The following is a 15,924-nucleotide window of genomic DNA, read 5'->3' as shown; positions in this document are numbered from 1 at the left end:
GCTGGCCACTCGGCCCGATCAACCGGACAACCAGGGAGGGACATCGGCCGTGCCGACCAACCAGCAGAGACGTGCGACCGCCAAGCGCAAGCTCGAGCGGCAGTTGGAGCGTCGCGCCAAGCAAGCCAAGCGGCGCCGCATCGCAGCGATCGTCGGTGGCGCGGTAGTCGCGGTCGCGGTGATCGCCGCGGTGGTGATCGCCGTGATCGTCAACAAGGACGACAACAAGCCAACCGCGTCGGCAGCTCCGAGCAGCTCCACCGCGCCCACCGGCGCTCCCCCACCCGGCTCGGTCGCGCCCTTGCCGCCGTTTAAGCCGTCGGCCAATCTGGGCGCCAACTGCCAGTACCCGCCGTCGCCGGACAAGGCCGTCAAGCCGGTCAAGCCGCCGCGGACCGGCAAGGTGCCGACCGACCCCGCTCAGGTCAGCGTGAGCATGGTGACCAGCCAAGGCAAGGTCGGTCTGATGTTGGCCAACAACGAATCACCCTGCACCGTAAACAGTTTCGCAAGCTTGGCCCAGCAGGGATTCTTCAAGGACACCAAGTGTCATCGGCTGACCACGTCCCCGACGCTGTCGGTCCTGCAATGTGGCGATCCCAAGGGCGACGGAACCGGCGGTCCGGGCTACCAGTTCGCCAACGAGTACCCGACCGACCAGTACCCGCCGAATGACCCGGCGCTGCAACAGCCGGTGCTCTATCCGCGTGGCACCCTGGCCATGGCCAACGCCGGACCGGACACCAACAGCAGCCAGTTCTTCATGGTCTATCGCGACTCCCAGCTGCCGCCGCAATACACCGTCTTCGGCACCATCCAGGCCGACGGACTGGCGACGCTGGACAAGATTGCGGCGGCCGGAGTGGCCGGTGGCGGGGAAGACGGCCCACCCGCCGAGGAGGTCGTCATCAAGTCGGTGCTACTAGACTAGGCCGCTTCTAGGCCGCTTTCTAGGCCGCAGAAGTCACCCGGTACACGTCGTAAACGCCTTCCACGTTACGAACAACGTTGAGCAGGTGCCCCAGATGCTTGGGATCGCCCATCTCAAAGGTGAACCGGCTGATCGCCACCCGGTCACCCGACGTCGCCACCGATGCCGACAGAATATTCACCTTCTCGTCAGCCAGCACCCGGGTGATATCCGATAGCAACCGGTGCCGGTCGAGCGCCTCGACCTGGATGGCCACCAAGAACACCGAGGATGCCGACGGCGCCCAGCGCACTTCGATGATGCGTTCGGATTGTTGCTGCAGCGACGCGGCGTTGGTGCAGTCGGTGCGGTGCACACTGACACCGCCACCACGAGTGACGAACCCCATGATCTGGTCACCGGGTACCGGAGTGCAGCACTTCGCCAACTTGGTCAGCACGCCCGGGGCGCCGGGGACCGAAACCCCGACGTCCTCGGAGCTGCGCGGACGACGCGGAATGGTCGTCGGGGTGGACCGCTCCGCGAGCTCCTCCTCGGCCTGGTCGATGCCGCCGAGCTCGGCCAGCAACCGCTGCACGGCATGTTTCGCCGATACGTGTCCCTCGCCGATGGCGGTGTAGAGCGCCGACACATCGGCGTAGTGGAGTTCCCGAGCAACCGCCCCCATGGACTCGCCGTTGACCAATCGCTGCAGCGGGAGCCCACCGCGGCGCACCTCACGCGCGATCGCCTCCTTACCGGTCTCCAGCGCCTCCTCACGCCGCTCCTTGGCGAACCATTGCCGAATCTTCGCCTTGGCGCGCGGCGATACCACGAACTGCTGCCAGTCTCGCGACGGCCCGGCATTGGGCGCTTTGGACGTGAAAACCTCTACTACTTCGCCGTTTTCGAGCTCGCGTTCCAGCGCTACCAGGCGGCCGTTGACCCTGGCACCGATGCAGCGGTGGCCGACCTCGGTATGCACCGCATAGGCGAAGTCCACCGGCGTCGACCCGGTGGGCAAGGTAATGACATCGCCTTTGGGTGTGAACACGAAAATCTCTTGTACAGCAAGGTCGTAACGCAATGACTCGAGGAACTCGCCCGGGTCGGCCGCCTCGCGTTGCCAGTCGAGTAGTTGACGCATCCAGGCCATATCGTCGATTTCCGCCGCGGCATGCGGGTGCGGAACTCCGTTGCGGCCCTTGGCCTCCTTGTAGCGCCAGTGTGCGGCGATGCCGTATTCGGCGGTGCGGTGCATGTCGCGGGTACGGATCTGCACTTCCAGCGGTTTGCCCTCAGGCCCAACGACGGTGGTGTGCAGGGACTGATACACCCCATACCTGGGCTGGGCAATGTAGTCCTTGAACCGCCCGGCCATCGGCTGCCACAGTGAATGCACCACGCCCACCGCCGCATAGCAGTCGCGGATCTCGTCGCACAGTATGCGAATACCGACCAAGTCGTGGATGTCGTCGAAGTCTCGGCCCTTGACGATCATCTTCTGATAGATCGACCAGTAGTGCTTGGGACGGCCCTCCACGGTGGCCTTGATCTTCGATGCGCTGAGTGTGTTGACGATCTCGGCACGGACCTTGGCCAGGTAGGTGTCGCGAGACGGCGCCCGCCCGGCGACCAGCCGAACAATCTCTTCGTATTTCTTGGGATGCAGGATCGCGAACGATAGATCTTCCAGTTCCCACTTAACGCTGGCCATACCCAACCGATGCGCGAGAGGCGCAATGACTTCCAGCGTCTCGCGGGCCTTGCGCGCCTGTTTCTCCGGCGGCAAAAAGCGCATGGTGCGCATGTTGTGCAGCCGGTCGGCCACTTTGATCACCAGCACTCGAGGGTCGCGGGCCATCGCGGTGATCATCTTGCGGATGGTCTCGCCTTCGGCGGCACTACCGAGCACGACGCGGTCCAGCTTGGTCACCCCGTCAACGAGGTGGCCCACCTCCTCGCCGAAGTCCTCGGACAGTGCCTCAAGCGTGTAACCGGTGTCTTCGACGGTGTCGTGCAGGAGGGCGGCCACCAGGGTGGTCGTGTCCATGCCCAGCTCGGCCAGGATGTTGGCGACCGCCAGCGGATGTGTGATGTACGGATCCCCGGAGTACCGCACCTGGCTGGCATGCCGCTGATCGGCGACCTCGTAGGCGCGCTGCAGGATGGACAGGTCCGCCTTGGGGTAGATCTCCCGGTGGACCGCCACCAGGGGCTCCAGCACGGGATTGATGGCGCCGCTGCGGGCCGTCATCCGGCGGGCCAGCCGGGCCCGGACCCGACGCGACGCGCTGCTGCTGGTCTTGAGGGTCTCCGCCGGGGAAGGCTCGCTGGCCTCGACAGCCGGCGAAGGCTCCGCGGGCGGCGCTACGGCTTGCGTTGTGCTTTGGTCATCCGCCACGGTCGTCACCTCCGACCTAGAGGATATCTCGTGGACCTGATCGCCCAGCTTCTCCTCGGGCCACACTCCCCGCGTCGCCACGTGGCCAACATCGGGCACGCCTTCCGCGCCGGGCCCTCAATGACGAGGCCGTCTTAGTTGCATAGTGCAATAGTTTTCATACATAATGATGCCGGTGCCGGGTAACTCGCCCGGCCGCCGCGGAGATTTGGACTAGCACGGGTCTCGGCGGCATCAGCAGGCGAAGGTCGGAGCTGACCCCAGCCCAGTTCGCCACTCAACGGCGCTGTCGAAGCTCTGTCAGTGCTCAATCCGCGGCGATCGCCAACCATTCGTGGCCGCCAAGTGCCACCGTAAATCGATGCGGCCAACGAAGCCCGCGAAGCGTCAGCAATAGCCTGGAATTCGGAGAACAACAATGGATTTCGGAAAGTGTCGTCGGTGGCGTTGACCCGACTGCATCAAGTCCTAACGACGATGCCCGACCGTATCGTCGCGTGCAGTGGCGGTGTGGACAGCATGCTGCTCGCCACCATCGCCCACCGAGCGGCCCCGCGTCGCACAGTCGTAGCCCACGCCGTCACACCGGCCGTTCCCGCCGCGGCCACGGCGCGGGTAATCGCGCACGCCGACACTGAGAACTGGAACCTTCAATTGGTCCGCTCCAGAGAATTCGAGGACGAGCGCTATCTTGCCAATCCGCGAAACCGCTGTTATTTCTGCAAAAGCCACCTCTACGCCGCGATCCGCGAACTGCCGAATCAAGAGGGCGCAACAATGCTCAGTGGCGCCAACGTCGACGATCTCGACGAGTACCGCCCCGGTTTGGTCGCGGCCAGCGAGAACGAAGTCCGGCACCCGTACATCGAAGCGGGCCTCAGCAAGGGCGATATCCGGTCTATTGCCCACGGGCTCGGACTCGATTTCGCGCAACTGCCCGCATCGCCATGCCTGGCCAGCCGCCTGTATACCGACACCACCGTCACGCCCTCGCGGCTTCGCTCGATCGAAGTAGGCGAAGATCTGTTACGCATGTTGACTGGACTCGACGTCGTCCGGTGCCGGATGCGTGCGGACGTCGTGCTGATCGAGGTGCCGGCCGAAGACCACGCACGTGTCACCGACGAGGTCATCGATCGAGTGGCCGCGGCCATGCGGCGGGTGGAGCCGTCGCTGCGCGGAGCATTCCTGGACGACAAGCCATATCGTCCTGGTCGCGCCCTGAAGGTGCTGCAGTGACCGTTCGCTACGACTACGCCCGGCTTGCGCGCGTCGGGATGCCCGAGGCGACGTTCTGCCTCGGAAAAACAACGAGCCAGCTACGCACCATCGTGGCCGAGTTGGCGGAACGGCCCGACAACCCGGTCTTGTTCACTCGCATGACTGAGTCTCAATACCAGGCTGTCCGAGAACTCGCCGGGCAATCGCTGGCATACGACGTGGAGTCGGCCACCGCAGTCATGCATGGTTGCTTGCCCGCACGCGAGGGCAAGGTAGCTGTTGTCACCGCTGGCACATCGGATATCCCCGTCGCGGCTGAAGCCTGTCGGACCCTCGAGTTCCTTGGCTTTGCGGCCACGCGCATCGTCGACGTCGGGGTCGCCGGTCTCTGGCGTTTGCTGGAAAGAATCGATGAGATCGCCGTCTACGACGTGGTGATCGTGGTCGCCGGGATGGACGCCGCACTCGCCTCGGTTGTCGGCGGGCTCACCGGCCAACCACTGATCGCAGTGCCGACCTCGACCGGGTACGGAGCAGCCGCCAATGGGGAGACCGCGCTGCGCGCGATGCTGAGCAGTTGTGCGCAGGGGATCCCCGTGATGAATATCGACAACGGGTTCGGGGCCGCCTGTGCAGCGAACCGAATCCTATTGACACTAAACCGTAAATGATCGGCTGGATCGACGCCCGGGCCGGGGTTAGCGGCGATATGTTGCTGGGCGCACTCGTCGACGCGGGGGCGTCGCTGGACTCGTTGCAGACGGCGGTCGGCCAACTTGGCCTTGGCATCACCCTCACGTCGACGACATGCGAGCGCGCCGGCATCGGCGCTACCAAGGTCGAAGTTGTTGCGGACGAAGACCTTCCCAGCTGGCACCTTCCCGAAATTCAGCGGCTGCTCGGCCGAGTTGACCGGCCAACTCGCGCGACCGCCTGCGACATCTTTCGGCGATTAGCCGAGGCCGAAGCGCGTGTACACCGAATTCCCTTGGAACGAGTCCCGTTCCACAAGATCGGCGCCACACTCGCTGGTGTGGTTGGCATCGCGGCCGGATTCCATCGTTTGGGCCTCGAGGCGCTGCACTGTTCGCCGGTCGGCCTCGGCAGCGGGATAGCCCCCCGGGTGCCTGATTCCCTGTCCACGCCGGCTCCCGCGGCGTTGGAGCTACTCAAGGGCCTCCCGGTGGCCGCCGGTCCCGGCATCACGGAATCCGCTACGCCGATGGGCGCTGCGGTGCTCGCGACGCTGGTGACCGCATGGGGTGAGATGCCCCCACTCATCATGTTTGGAGCGGGATACGGTGCGGGCCAAGACAACCCGATTGATATTGCCAACGTGCTGCGCATTGTCGTCGGTGAGCCCATAGACCAGCCGGCACGCACCGTGCTGCTCGAAACCAACGTCGATGACCTCGACCCGCGGATCTGGCCCTACGTCATCGAGCGGCTGCTCGCGGCCGGGGCCTATGACGCATGGCTGACTCCGATCATCATGAAGAAGGGTCGGCCGGCCCACACACTTTCGGTACTGGCGCCCAGACAACGTGCGGCGCAACTGCGCGCCATCGTATTCCGCGAGACCAGCACGATCGGGCTACGGGAATCGACGGTGGACAAGCATCACCGCCTGGCCAGGTCCGAAGGCCTTGTTCATATCGGTGGGCAACCAATCCGGATCAAGACGGCCCGGCTCGATGGTGAATCGGTCAACGTCAACCCGGAGTGGCGAGATGTTGTGGCTGCCGCTCAAGCGCTCGGCCAGCCGGCGAAGCAGGTGTTGGCGGCTGCCAGGCGCGCCGCATCCGAGACCGCCATGACGATCGTGGGCGCGCCGCCGGCTCCGTGATCGCCGCTCAACCCCAAACTTGGCTGACCGCGCCAATGCCCACGATGCACTTCATGTGCATACCGCCATTGCGTCCCGAGGGGTTTGGCACGAAGCCAGGAATGCCGTGACCGCGAACACGAGCACGACCGCCAAAAAGATCCACGGGAGTATGTGGCCGATGGTGAATAGCGACGAAAACAGCCCGGGTCCGACGGCGATGGCTGTGCCCCAAGACAACGAATAGACCGCCGAATGGCGACCTGCTCTGCTGTGCGGTACGAAACTCAACATCGTTTTCAGTGCGGTAGCTCCCCAGGTTGCTGCGGCCAGGCTGAATAGTGTCAAGGCCGCGCACAATAACGCTGTCCTGCTCACGTCATTGATCGTCACCATCGCGGCGAGCGCCGCGAATGCGACTCCGAGGAGCCCACTGGCTAGCGCCAACAGACGTGGGCCGGATTTGCTGCGGCCCCATTTGGTCGCCAACGGCGCGAAGGCCGCAATCAAGATGCACTCCACCAGGTAGACCAGCGGCGGAGCCCAGGCCGGGAAGCCCAGCGCGATGAGATACACCGGCAGAATGGAATCGAACCCGACGCTTGCCAGTGCCAGCACGAAAACCGCGATAACAAACACCAAGAATCCTCGTTGGGCCAGCACGTCGCGATAGTTGCCCGCGCCGTGGTTGTCGCGGCGCTCGGTGTAGCGGTCGAAACGGCGCAGCCGCCAGAACAGCAGGCCGCAAACCCCGAAGCTGACGGCGTTGGCCACCACGATGAAGTTCCAGAAAAGCCCACTGCCTTGCTCGGCCCAAACGCCGAGCGAAGCGATCAACCCACCGATCCCAAGGCCGATACTGCGCAACGCGCTGATCGTGGAAAACATACCGACGCGAGCATCCTCGGACGGCGCCAAGGCACTGACCATCCCCGGGTGCGCTACCCAGAAGAGCCGGCCGGCGAAGCTCACGGCCACGGCGATAATCGCGAGCGAAATAAGAGTGTTGGCGGCCAAGTAGCACGGGAAGGCAACCACCCGGATCAGCGAACTGATCGTCGCCGCGCGAAACGGCCCAATGCGGTCGACAATCGCCCCGGTCAACAAGCCGCCGATCAGTAGCGAAGCAAGACTGCCAAGGGTGAGGGCAGCGCCGGCATCGGTGAGCTTTATCCCGCGTCCATGCGTGAAGAACAGCAGCGCGAACGGAATCCACAACCCGCTGCCCATGGTGTCGATGACCATGGCTGTCAGGTAGCCGAGTTGGTTGGACTGGCGGGCTACCATGCCGAGCAAACCATCCGGTTCCCACCTGTGAAAGGTTCTTCGGCGTCGATGCAGTCGGTGACCGCGCGCCCATGCGGACTCACGGTTAGAGCCACAGACCGCCAATGGGTAGCAGCTCGCGGGTGTATCCGCGGCCGCCGCGGTGGCCAGCATGGATTCCGCGCCAAGGCCGGAATACCGCTTCTCGGGTTCGGTTTTCGAGGGCGCGAAAATCCATTTCGTTATCCTCCATTTTGGGTTGTTGCGAAACACACGGGCATATGCCGGTGGCCGCAAGAGCGCTGGCGTTTAGGGCCACAAACAGGTGGCGAATCGTCGCAGCGTAGGCGCAAACTTGGCACCGACGCCAGTTAGCGCCGACCCCTCGGAAGAGGCAACCACGCCGGCCGAAACGGACGTGGCCGCATTGACATGCGCTGTGGCAGATCATTGGTCAGCACAAGCAAGCTACTCGACACCGCTAGTAGTATGCACAAGCACTATTGCCTTACGCAACTATTCCTTATATTTATATTTGACATATGCAACGGAATGGGTGGGGTGCGCAATCACTGGGATCCATAGACGATGCGGCCAGTTTCGGGCCCGAAGCGCCGGTCTCGCCTACCGCGGACACCCACCCCGGCTGGACCTGACTGCCGCACTCCTCCTCGGGCCTCACCGGCCCGCATCGTCGCGCGGCTGGACCTGACTGCCGCACTCCTCCTCGGGCCTCACCGGCCCGCATCGTCGCGCGGCTAAACGCAGCTCAGACTGTGCACTGGCAACGGCGCGATCGCATCTCGACCACGCAGTGCCGCCAATTCGACGACCACTGCGGCCGCGGTCACCTGGGCGCCGGTGCGCTCCAGCAGTCGCATGGCCGCTCCGAGAGTTCCACCGGTGGCCAACACGTCGTCGATAATCACGACGCGGCGGCCCCGCAACTCGAGGCTGTCCGCAGGGATCTCCATGCTGGCAGCGCCGTATTCCCTGTCGTATTCCTCGGTCAGCACCGGCGGCGGAAGCTTGCCGCTCTTGCGGATGGACAGCACGCCGGTGCCCAGTCGCGCGGCAAGGGCCGCGGCCACCACTGATCCGCGCGACTCGATACCGGCCACCAGATCGGCGCCTGCGGCGACATCGGCCAACGCGTCGATCACCGCGCCCATGGCCTCGCGGTCAGCAAACAGCGGGGTCAGATCTTTGAACTGAATCCCTGGCTTCGGAAAATCCGCCACGTCCCGAGTCAACGATGCGATCACATCGGCTACCGGAGCGCTCCCCCTCAGTGTCGTCACTGCATCAACGCCCATCGGTCCATGTTCCATCCAGCACCCCACCGGGTCGGATTTCTGCTAACGGCATACATTTTTTTCGACATCATCAACGTCCGCTGCTGCCGGTACAACGGCAACGTTGGCATCTCGTCCCAGAGTACCGGCGCCCCCTCGGCAAGCAACCTGACACGCTCGGCCGGATCGGCGGACACCGCGAGAGCCCCGATGATGCCGTCGATTTGGGGATTGGCGTAGCCCGACAAGTTATTGCCATTACCGCTATGCAGGTCATATGCATCCATCGATGACGATCCGGTGGACCCGCTGCCGGTTGCCCCGCCCGTGCTGGCAACTAGGACATCGATCTTTCCGTCCCGCAGCGCCTGGGCACCTGCTGTGTCCAGAGTCACATCAGAAACCGTGATTCCGGCCGGCGCGCACGACTTGGCGATCGCGCCGACGATGGCCGCCAACCTCGCGTTGGGTCCCTCGTACCCAATCCGCACCGGCAGCGTCGCACCGCCGAGCGCATTACGAGCGGCAGCGGAATCACCCTTATTGAACGGACTCGCCGCCGCGGCGCCATCCGCTTCGGCAACGGCATCCTCGGCGGCCGGGCTGAGCCGGGAATTGGCGATCGGAACCCCGGCGTCGCGAGCGATCGCGTCCCGGGGCGTACACAGCGCTACCGCCCGGCGATTGCGGACATCTGCCAGCGGTCCTTGCGGCGCAAAGATCAGCTGCTCGATCCCCGCCGACGGGTAGTCGGTGCGCTGGTAGTTGTCCGGTGTGGCCAGGGCGCCCGACGACCCGGCAGCGACGTCCACCACGTCAACGTTACGGTTGTTGACCCGGTCCTGGATGTCGGCTCGCTGCGGCCATACGATGACCCGCTTGGTGATCGCCTTGGCACCCCACCATCGGTCATTGGCGACCAGCACCACGCCGCCGCCGTCGAGGACGGACTCGATTTTGTACGGCCCCGAAGACGGAAAGCGCTTGAGATCGACGCCCCGCTTCAGATCCCAGATCGTATTCCAAAGGCGGGCAATTTGTTCCACCATCGGCGCCTTGTCGTCCAGCAGGGCCCTGGTGATATCGATATCGAGTTCGTCGGCGATGACATGCGACGGCATCATCGCCGTCGCGGTGAACAGTTGGGCGTAGTCAACGACACCGCGGTCCGGAATGAATGACACCCGCGCCTTCTTTTGTCCGGGCACGCACTCGATGTTGGCAATGTCGATATACCCGGCCTGCGTTGCGGCGTCGAATCCGGGAAAGCGCCCGGATTGGGCCGCCCAGGCCAGAACCAAATCGTCGCAGGTGACTGGCTTACCGTCGGAGTAGACGGCCTTGTCGGAGATCTGGTAGTCGAGCACCAGGGGCGCACCGCTGACCTCGGCGATACTCCCGAAGTCGTGGTCGGGCACGACCTGACCGTCGGGGCCGTGATATCCGAAACCGGTGAGCACACGGGCAAATGCCTGCGCCCCGGCCGATGCGGCGCCGACGACGGTATTGGTGTTGTAAGTAACCAGCCCACCGTCCACCACGTAGTCGATCTGACCGGCAGCACTCCCCGAACACGCACTCAGGGTTGATGCCGCCGACAGAGTCACGACAACACCGAGCACCGCCCCGACAACCTTGCACCGCAAGACTTTACGCAATCTGGACCACTGGCCGGCGTTGTCTTCAACACGGCGACAACAGTTGGCCATTGTGACTACCGCCGACCGGCGTTTCGCTTGCCGGTCGGACGCTTGGTACCGGTGGGGCGGGCCGGCCGCGCACCCGGCGCCGGCTTGCTCGACGCTGCCCGCTTGGTGGCCGCCGCGCCCGGCGAGGAGGCAGCCTGAGCGTTACCCCCATCCACCGCGGATTCCGTTAACTCCTGGATAGTTTCGCTGTCCTTGTCGTTACTCTCGGTGACCGAACGCGAGGCGGGAGATCGTCGTTTGACGACTTTACGAGTATGAGCACGCACCAGTTCGGTGCGTTCCCTCAACGTCACCAGCAGTGGGGTGGCGAAAAAGATCGACGAATACGTGCCGACCATGATGCCGATCAGCTGCACCAACGCCAAGTCCTTCAGCGTGCCGACACCCAGCAGCCACACCGCCACCACCATGAGTGACAGCACCGGCAGTACCGAGATCAAACTAGTGTTGATCGAGCGCATGAACGTCTGATTGACCGCCAAATTGGCCTGCTCGGCGAAGGTGCGCCGAGTCGTGTGTTGAAAGCCATGGGTGTTCTCTTCAACCTTGTCGAACACGATGACGGTGTCATAAAGCGAGAACCCGAGGATGGTCAGGAGCCCGATGACAGTGGCGGGGGTGACTTCGAAACCCACCAATGCATACACGCCTGCGGTGACGGCCAAATCGAAAATCATGGCCGCGATCGCAGAAATGGTCATGTACCGCTCGTAGCGCACAGTGATGTAGATGGCGACCAGCACCAAAAACACCACCAGCGCGATCACCGCCTTCTTGGTGATCTGCCCGCCCCAGGTCTCGGACACCGCCGCGTCACTGATGGCCTTCTTACTGGGCTTGCCGTCCGCGCCTTTCGGGTGGAACGCGTCGAACAGGGCATCGCGCAGCTTCTCCGTCTCGGCGTTGGACAACGTCTCGGACCGGATCTGCACCGTGGCCGATGCGCCATTGCCCACGGTGACAACCGATTCGGGATCGCTGCCCAAGGTTTGATGGAATACATCTTCGACTTGGGCTACGTTGACGTCGCCGCGCGGGAACGACACCGTGGTGCCGCCCTTGAAATCGATCCCGAAGGTGAACCCGCGCACAACGATGCTCAAGATCGCGATCGCGATGATCGCGCCGCTGATGCCGTACCAGAGCTTGCGGCGCCCCACCACCTCGAACGCGCCGGTACCGGTGTAGAGCCGGGAGAGGAAGTTGTGGTGCGGTAGCGTGCGTGCCCCGTCGTCGGCCGACTCCACATTCTCGGTGGCGTCGGCAACTTCGACAGCCGCGGTGTCCTGCTTGTTCTTCGAGTCTTCGCTTCCGGCCTTGGTTTTGGACGCCATCACGTTATCCCCGTCCCGTCTTTGCGATCCCCGAACGAGCCCGCGAGTCGGAAGCTCGCCGTTCACGCGCGACCTGTTGCACCGCGCCCAGGCCGTTATAGGCCGGCTTTGCCATCCGCGCAGACTTGGAAGCCAGGTATACCAGCGGCCAAGTCACCAGGAAGACCACGACGATATCCAGGATCGTGGTGAGGCCCAAGGTGAATGCGAATCCCTTCACCTGGCCGATCGCCAGGAAGTACAGCACGGCGGCGGCCAAGAACGTGACCGCGTTGCCCGAAACGATCGTCTTGCGCGCACGAGCCCAACCTCGCGGCACCGCCGATCGGAACGAACGGCCCTCGCGTATCTCGTCTTTGATGCGTTCGAAGAACACCACGAACGAGTCGGCAGTGGTGCCGATACCGATGATCAGACCGGCAATACCCGCCAAGTCCAGGGTGTAGTTGATATAGCGACCCAACAGCACAAGAATCGCGAAAACCATCGCGCCGGAAGCAACCAGCGACAACGCCGTCAGCAACCCGAGCACTCGGTAGTAGAGCAATGAATACAGCAGCACCAGCGCCAGACCGACGGCGCCCGCGATCAGACCCGCCCGCAGCGACGTCAAACCCAATGTCGCCGATACCGTCTGAGCCTCTGACGACTCAAAGGACAGTGGCAGCGAACCGTACTTCAGGACGTTGGCTAGCTGGCGCGCGGTCGACGCGGTGAACGGCGGGTCTCCCCCACTGATCTGAGTCCGACCGCCCGGGATGGCTTCCAGAATCTGTGGTGCGCTGACGACCTGCGAGTCCAGGGTAAAAGCTGTCTGGGTCCCGGTGTGGGCAGCGGTGTAATCGGCCCAGGTATTCGCCGCCTGGCTCTTGAACTGCAGATCCACCACATAGCCGATGCTGCGCTGGTCCATACCGGAGGTCGCGTTTTGGATCTGGTCACCGCTGATGATCGACGGCGCCAGCAGGTAGGCGGTCTTGTGGTCGGTGGAGCAGGTCACCAGGGGCAGGGTCGGGTCATCGTTGCCGGCCAGAATGTCGTCCTTGCCGCAGCGGGTGGCCTCGTATTGCAGCGCGACCATCTGGATGTACTGGTTGGTGCTTTGCCGCCACTTCTTTTCTTGTGCGATGCGCTCGGCGAGATCCTTACGCGGATCGGGCGGCGCCGGTTCCTCGCCGGGCGGTACCTCCGCCGGCGGTGCCGTCGCGGGCGGCGTCGAGCTGCCGGTCGGGGCCGGACTGGGAGCCGGCGATGGCGGTGGGTCCTGCGGATAGGGCCGCGGTTGCGCCCCGGGCTTTCCCGGGGCCCCCGGTGGCGGAGCGGCCGGCGTGCTCACAGACGGAGCGGCCGGCTCTCCCGGTTGACCGCCCTGCGGTTCGGCGCCGGGTGCGCCGCTGGCGGGTGGGGTTCCCCCAGGCTGCTGGGGGCCCGGCTGGGGTTCCTGCTCGGCCGGCTGGGCCGGCATCGAATTGAGCACCGGCCGGATGTAGAGCCGGGCGGTCTGCCCGAGATTGCGGGCTTCGCTGCCGTCGGTTCCAGGCACCGTGATGACAAGGTTGTCGCCGTCAACCACGACCTCGGAGCCCGAGACGCCCAGCCCATTGACTCGGGCGCTGATGATCTGCTGAGCCTGCGCCAACGCCTCCCGACTAGGCGCCGAGCCGTCTGGAGTGCGCGCGGTCAACGTGACCCGGGTGCCACCCTGCAGGTCAATACCCAACTTGGGGGCGGCCTTCTTGTCCCCGGTGAGAAACACCAGCAAGTAGACGCCGATGAGCATGACCAGGAACACCGACAGGTAGCGGGCAGGATGGACCGGCGCCGAAGACGATGCCACGTTCCTTCTATCTCCTTGAAAGTGCGTTCTTACCCCGACAGAGCCTACGTGTCGCAGTGGGACGCGCACGTCGCGCACGCGGCCGGGCGGTCCCCGATGAGGAATTCAGTCAGGAATCCTTGGTCGCGCGGCTTTCGTCGTCGGCCGGTGCGGGCTCATCGTCGGCGTGCAAGTCGGCCAGGTCGTCGTCCAAATCCGCCAAATCCTCATCATTGTCCGGCAGGATCCGGTCGCGGATCGCCAGCTTCATCCAGGTGGTCACCACCCCGGGGGCAATCTCGAGCTCAACGGTGTCTTCTGCGATATCAACGATGGTGGCTTCCAGGCCGGAAGTGGTATGCACCCGCTCACCCGGCTGCAACGACTCGTGCAGATCGATGGTGGCCTGCATCGCGCGGCGCTGGCGTCGCGAAGCGAAGTACATGAACCCGCCCATGATGAGCAAGAACGGCAAGAATAAGACGAAACTCTCCATCAACACGCCTGTCTTTCGTATCGGTGTCCCTCGATTTCGAGGGCGGCGCCGAGGTTGGACCCTGAGCTCGCGCGCCTCGTAACGGTCTAGTCTGCCATTCCCGCAGGTCGTGCACCGACGGGCACCGGCCAATCCGGTGGCCGACGCCACACCGCGCCCAACAGCTAGGCTTTACCCGCGACGCGACCGACGCGCCGCAAGTGAAGGAGGACGCGTGGCCAGCCTCGAGCAGAGCCGTCATCTGGTCACAGAAATCCCCGGGCCCGCGTCGCTGGAGCTGAACAAGCGACGGGTCGCGGCGGTGTCCAGCGGCGTGGGGGTCACCATGCCGGTGTTCGTGGTTCGGGCCGGCGGCGGAATCGTCGAGGACGCCGACGGCAACCGGTTGATCGATCTTGGGTCCGGAATCGCGGTAACCACCATCGGCAACTCGTCGCCGCGCGTCGTGGAAGCGGTGCGAGCACAGGTAGAACAGTTCACCCACACCTGCTTCATGGTGACCCCGTACGAGCAGTACGTCGCCGTCGCCGAACAGCTCAACCGGATCACCCCGGGCTCGGGTGAGAAGCGCACCGTGCTGTTCAACTCCGGCGCGGAGGCGGTAGAGAACTCGATCAAGGTCGCGCGGGCACACACCCGCAAGCAAGCCGTGGTCGCGTTCGACCACGCCTATCACGGCCGCACTAACCTGACGATGGCCCTGACCGCCAAGTCAATGCCGTATAAGAGCGGATTTGGTCCGTTCGCGCCGGAGATTTACCGCGCGCCGCTGTCCTACCCCTATCGCGACGGCTTGCTCGACAAGGAAATGGCCACCGATGGTGAACTGGCCGCCGAAAGAGCCATCAACGTCATCGACAAACAGGTCGGCGCCGGCAACCTGGCCGCCGTCATCATCGAGCCGATTCAGGGCGAAGGCGGTTTCATCGTTCCGGCCGAAGGCTTTCTGCCCGCGCTGACGCGGTGGTGCCGCGACAACCACGTGGTATTCATCGCCGACGAGGTGCAAACCGGGTTTGCCCGCACCGGCGCGATGTTTGCCTGCGATCACGAGAACGTCGAGCCCGACCTGATTGTCACCGCCAAAGGCATCGCCGACGGATTGCCGCTGTCCGCCGTGACCGGGCGGGCCGAAATCATGGACGCCCCGCACACCAGCGGCCTGGGCGGCACCTACGGCGGCAACCCGGTCGCTTGTGCGGCGGCGCTGGCCACCATCGAGACCATCGAGCGCGAGAGCATGATCGAGCGGGCTCAGCAGATCGAGCGACTGATCATGGACCGGTTATTGCGGCTGCAGGCCGCCGATGATCGCGTAGGCGACGTGCGTGGCCGCGGCGCCATGATCGCGATGGAGCTGGTGAAATCGGGCACCACCGAACCCGACGGTGCGCTCACCTTGAAACTGGCCGCCGCCGCCCACGCCGCTGGAGTCGTGATCTTGACCTGCGGCATGTTCGGCAACGTAATTCGGCTGCTGCCACCCTTGACCATCAGTGACGAGCTGCTCGCGGAGGGCCTTGACATCGTCTCCGGGATCCTGGCCAACCTCTGAGTCAGACCCGGATCCGACGGCCCTTCAGGCCGGCCGCATCCGCTCACCCTCTAATAACGCCCTCACGCCCGCAGGCCGATCCCATCGGTCCCC

12 protein-coding genes are annotated in these 15,924 nt (G+C 64.3%); 5 read left to right on the top strand and 7 right to left on the bottom strand.

The features are described from left to right. Nucleotides 1-49: 49 nt before the first annotated feature. Complete coding sequence (locus MB901379_RS09445; protein ID WP_158016400.1) at nt 50-931, top strand: peptidylprolyl isomerase; 882 nt, start codon at nt 50-52, stop codon at nt 929-931. A gap of 19 nt (nt 932-950) precedes the next feature. Here MB901379_RS09445 and MB901379_RS09440 read toward each other — a convergent pair whose 3' ends face one another. Continuing rightward, the gene (locus MB901379_RS09440) at nt 951-3,314 is read right to left on the bottom strand and encodes a RelA/SpoT family protein (RefSeq protein WP_158016398.1); all 2,364 of its coding nucleotides are present in this window, start codon (nt 3,312-3,314) and stop codon (nt 951-953) included. A 477-nt stretch (nt 3,315-3,791) separates the two neighbouring features. Between MB901379_RS09440 and MB901379_RS24535 the strand changes: the two genes are divergently transcribed. The 3 genes from MB901379_RS24535 to larC2 are packed head-to-tail and all read left to right on the top strand — an operon-like array spanning nt 3,792 to nt 6,381. Next, nucleotides 3,792-4,553 (top strand): adenine nucleotide alpha-hydrolase family protein, encoded by a 762-nt coding sequence (locus tag MB901379_RS24535; protein ID WP_232022027.1) that lies wholly within the window; start codon nt 3,792-3,794, stop codon nt 4,551-4,553. Further along, entirely contained in the window at nt 4,550-5,206 is a 657-nt protein-coding gene (gene larB / locus MB901379_RS09430; protein WP_158016394.1) for a nickel pincer cofactor biosynthesis protein LarB, read from the top strand. Before MB901379_RS24535 ends, larB begins: the two co-directional genes overlap by 4 nt. Continuing rightward, nucleotides 5,203-6,381 (top strand): nickel pincer cofactor biosynthesis protein LarC2, encoded by a 1,179-nt coding sequence (larC2, locus tag MB901379_RS09425; RefSeq protein ID WP_158016392.1) that lies wholly within the window; start codon nt 5,203-5,205, stop codon nt 6,379-6,381. Before larB ends, larC2 begins: the two co-directional genes overlap by 4 nt. A gap of 51 nt (nt 6,382-6,432) precedes the next feature. On the opposite strand, the gene MB901379_RS09420 is transcribed toward larC2, so the two are convergent. The 6 genes from MB901379_RS09420 to yajC form a co-directional block, all read right to left on the bottom strand. Continuing rightward, nucleotides 6,433-7,647 (bottom strand): MFS transporter, encoded by a 1,215-nt coding sequence (locus MB901379_RS09420; protein WP_158016390.1) that lies wholly within the window; start codon nt 7,645-7,647, stop codon nt 6,433-6,435. Nucleotides 7,648-8,384: 737 nt separating this feature from the next. After that, a complete protein-coding gene (locus MB901379_RS09415; protein WP_174237006.1) occupies nt 8,385-8,942 on the bottom strand; it encodes an adenine phosphoribosyltransferase in 558 nt (185 codons plus the stop codon). Further along, nucleotides 8,924-10,630, bottom strand: a complete 1,707-nt coding sequence (locus tag MB901379_RS09410) for an ABC transporter substrate-binding protein (RefSeq protein ID WP_158016386.1) — start codon at nt 10,628-10,630, stop codon at nt 8,924-8,926. Before MB901379_RS09410 ends, MB901379_RS09415 begins: the two co-directional genes overlap by 19 nt. A gap of 5 nt (nt 10,631-10,635) precedes the next feature. Continuing rightward, nucleotides 10,636-11,964, bottom strand: coding sequence for a protein translocase subunit SecF (gene secF, locus MB901379_RS09405; protein ID WP_158016384.1), 1,329 nt, complete (start codon nt 11,962-11,964; stop codon nt 10,636-10,638). A 4-nt stretch (nt 11,965-11,968) separates the two neighbouring features. Beyond that, nucleotides 11,969-13,801, bottom strand: a complete 1,833-nt coding sequence (gene secD / locus MB901379_RS09400) for a protein translocase subunit SecD (protein ID WP_158016382.1) — start codon at nt 13,799-13,801, stop codon at nt 11,969-11,971. Nucleotides 13,802-13,910: 109 nt separating this feature from the next. Continuing rightward, nucleotides 13,911-14,276: a preprotein translocase subunit YajC gene (gene yajC, locus MB901379_RS09395; protein ID WP_158016381.1), complete on the bottom strand. Its 366-nt coding sequence runs from the start codon at nt 14,274-14,276 to the stop codon at nt 13,911-13,913. A 214-nt stretch (nt 14,277-14,490) separates the two neighbouring features. Between yajC and gabT the strand changes: the two genes are divergently transcribed. Further along, complete coding sequence (gene gabT, locus MB901379_RS09390) at nt 14,491-15,831, top strand: 4-aminobutyrate--2-oxoglutarate transaminase (protein ID WP_158016379.1); 1,341 nt, start codon at nt 14,491-14,493, stop codon at nt 15,829-15,831. The last annotated feature ends 93 nt before the right edge of the window (nt 15,832-15,924 follow it).

It is taken from the genome of Mycobacterium basiliense, assembly GCF_900292015.1.
Taxonomy (GTDB): Bacteria; Actinomycetota; Actinomycetes; order Mycobacteriales; family Mycobacteriaceae; genus Mycobacterium; species Mycobacterium basiliense.
This window is presented reverse-complemented; position numbering and strand designations above follow the sequence as displayed.

Excerpts from the sequence above, each read along its gene's own strand:
- MB901379_RS24535 (WP_232022027.1), top strand. The coding sequence starts at position 3,792 with ATGCCCGACCGTATCGTCGCGTGCAGTGGCGGTGTGGACAGCATGCTG.
- larC2 (WP_158016392.1), top strand. The coding sequence starts at position 5,203 with ATGATCGGCTGGATCGACGCCCGGGCCGGGGTTAGCGGCGATATGTTG.
- MB901379_RS09420 (WP_158016390.1), bottom strand. The coding sequence starts at position 7,647 with ATGGTAGCCCGCCAGTCCAACCAACTCGGCTACCTGACAGCCATGGTC.
- MB901379_RS09415 (WP_174237006.1), bottom strand. The coding sequence starts at position 8,942 with ATGGGCGTTGATGCAGTGACGACACTGAGGGGGAGCGCTCCGGTAGCC.
- MB901379_RS09410 (WP_158016386.1), bottom strand. The coding sequence starts at position 10,630 with ATGGCCAACTGTTGTCGCCGTGTTGAAGACAACGCCGGCCAGTGGTCC.
- secF (WP_158016384.1), bottom strand. The coding sequence starts at position 11,964 with ATGGCGTCCAAAACCAAGGCCGGAAGCGAAGACTCGAAGAACAAGCAG.
- yajC (WP_158016381.1), bottom strand. The coding sequence starts at position 14,276 with ATGGAGAGTTTCGTCTTATTCTTGCCGTTCTTGCTCATCATGGGCGGG.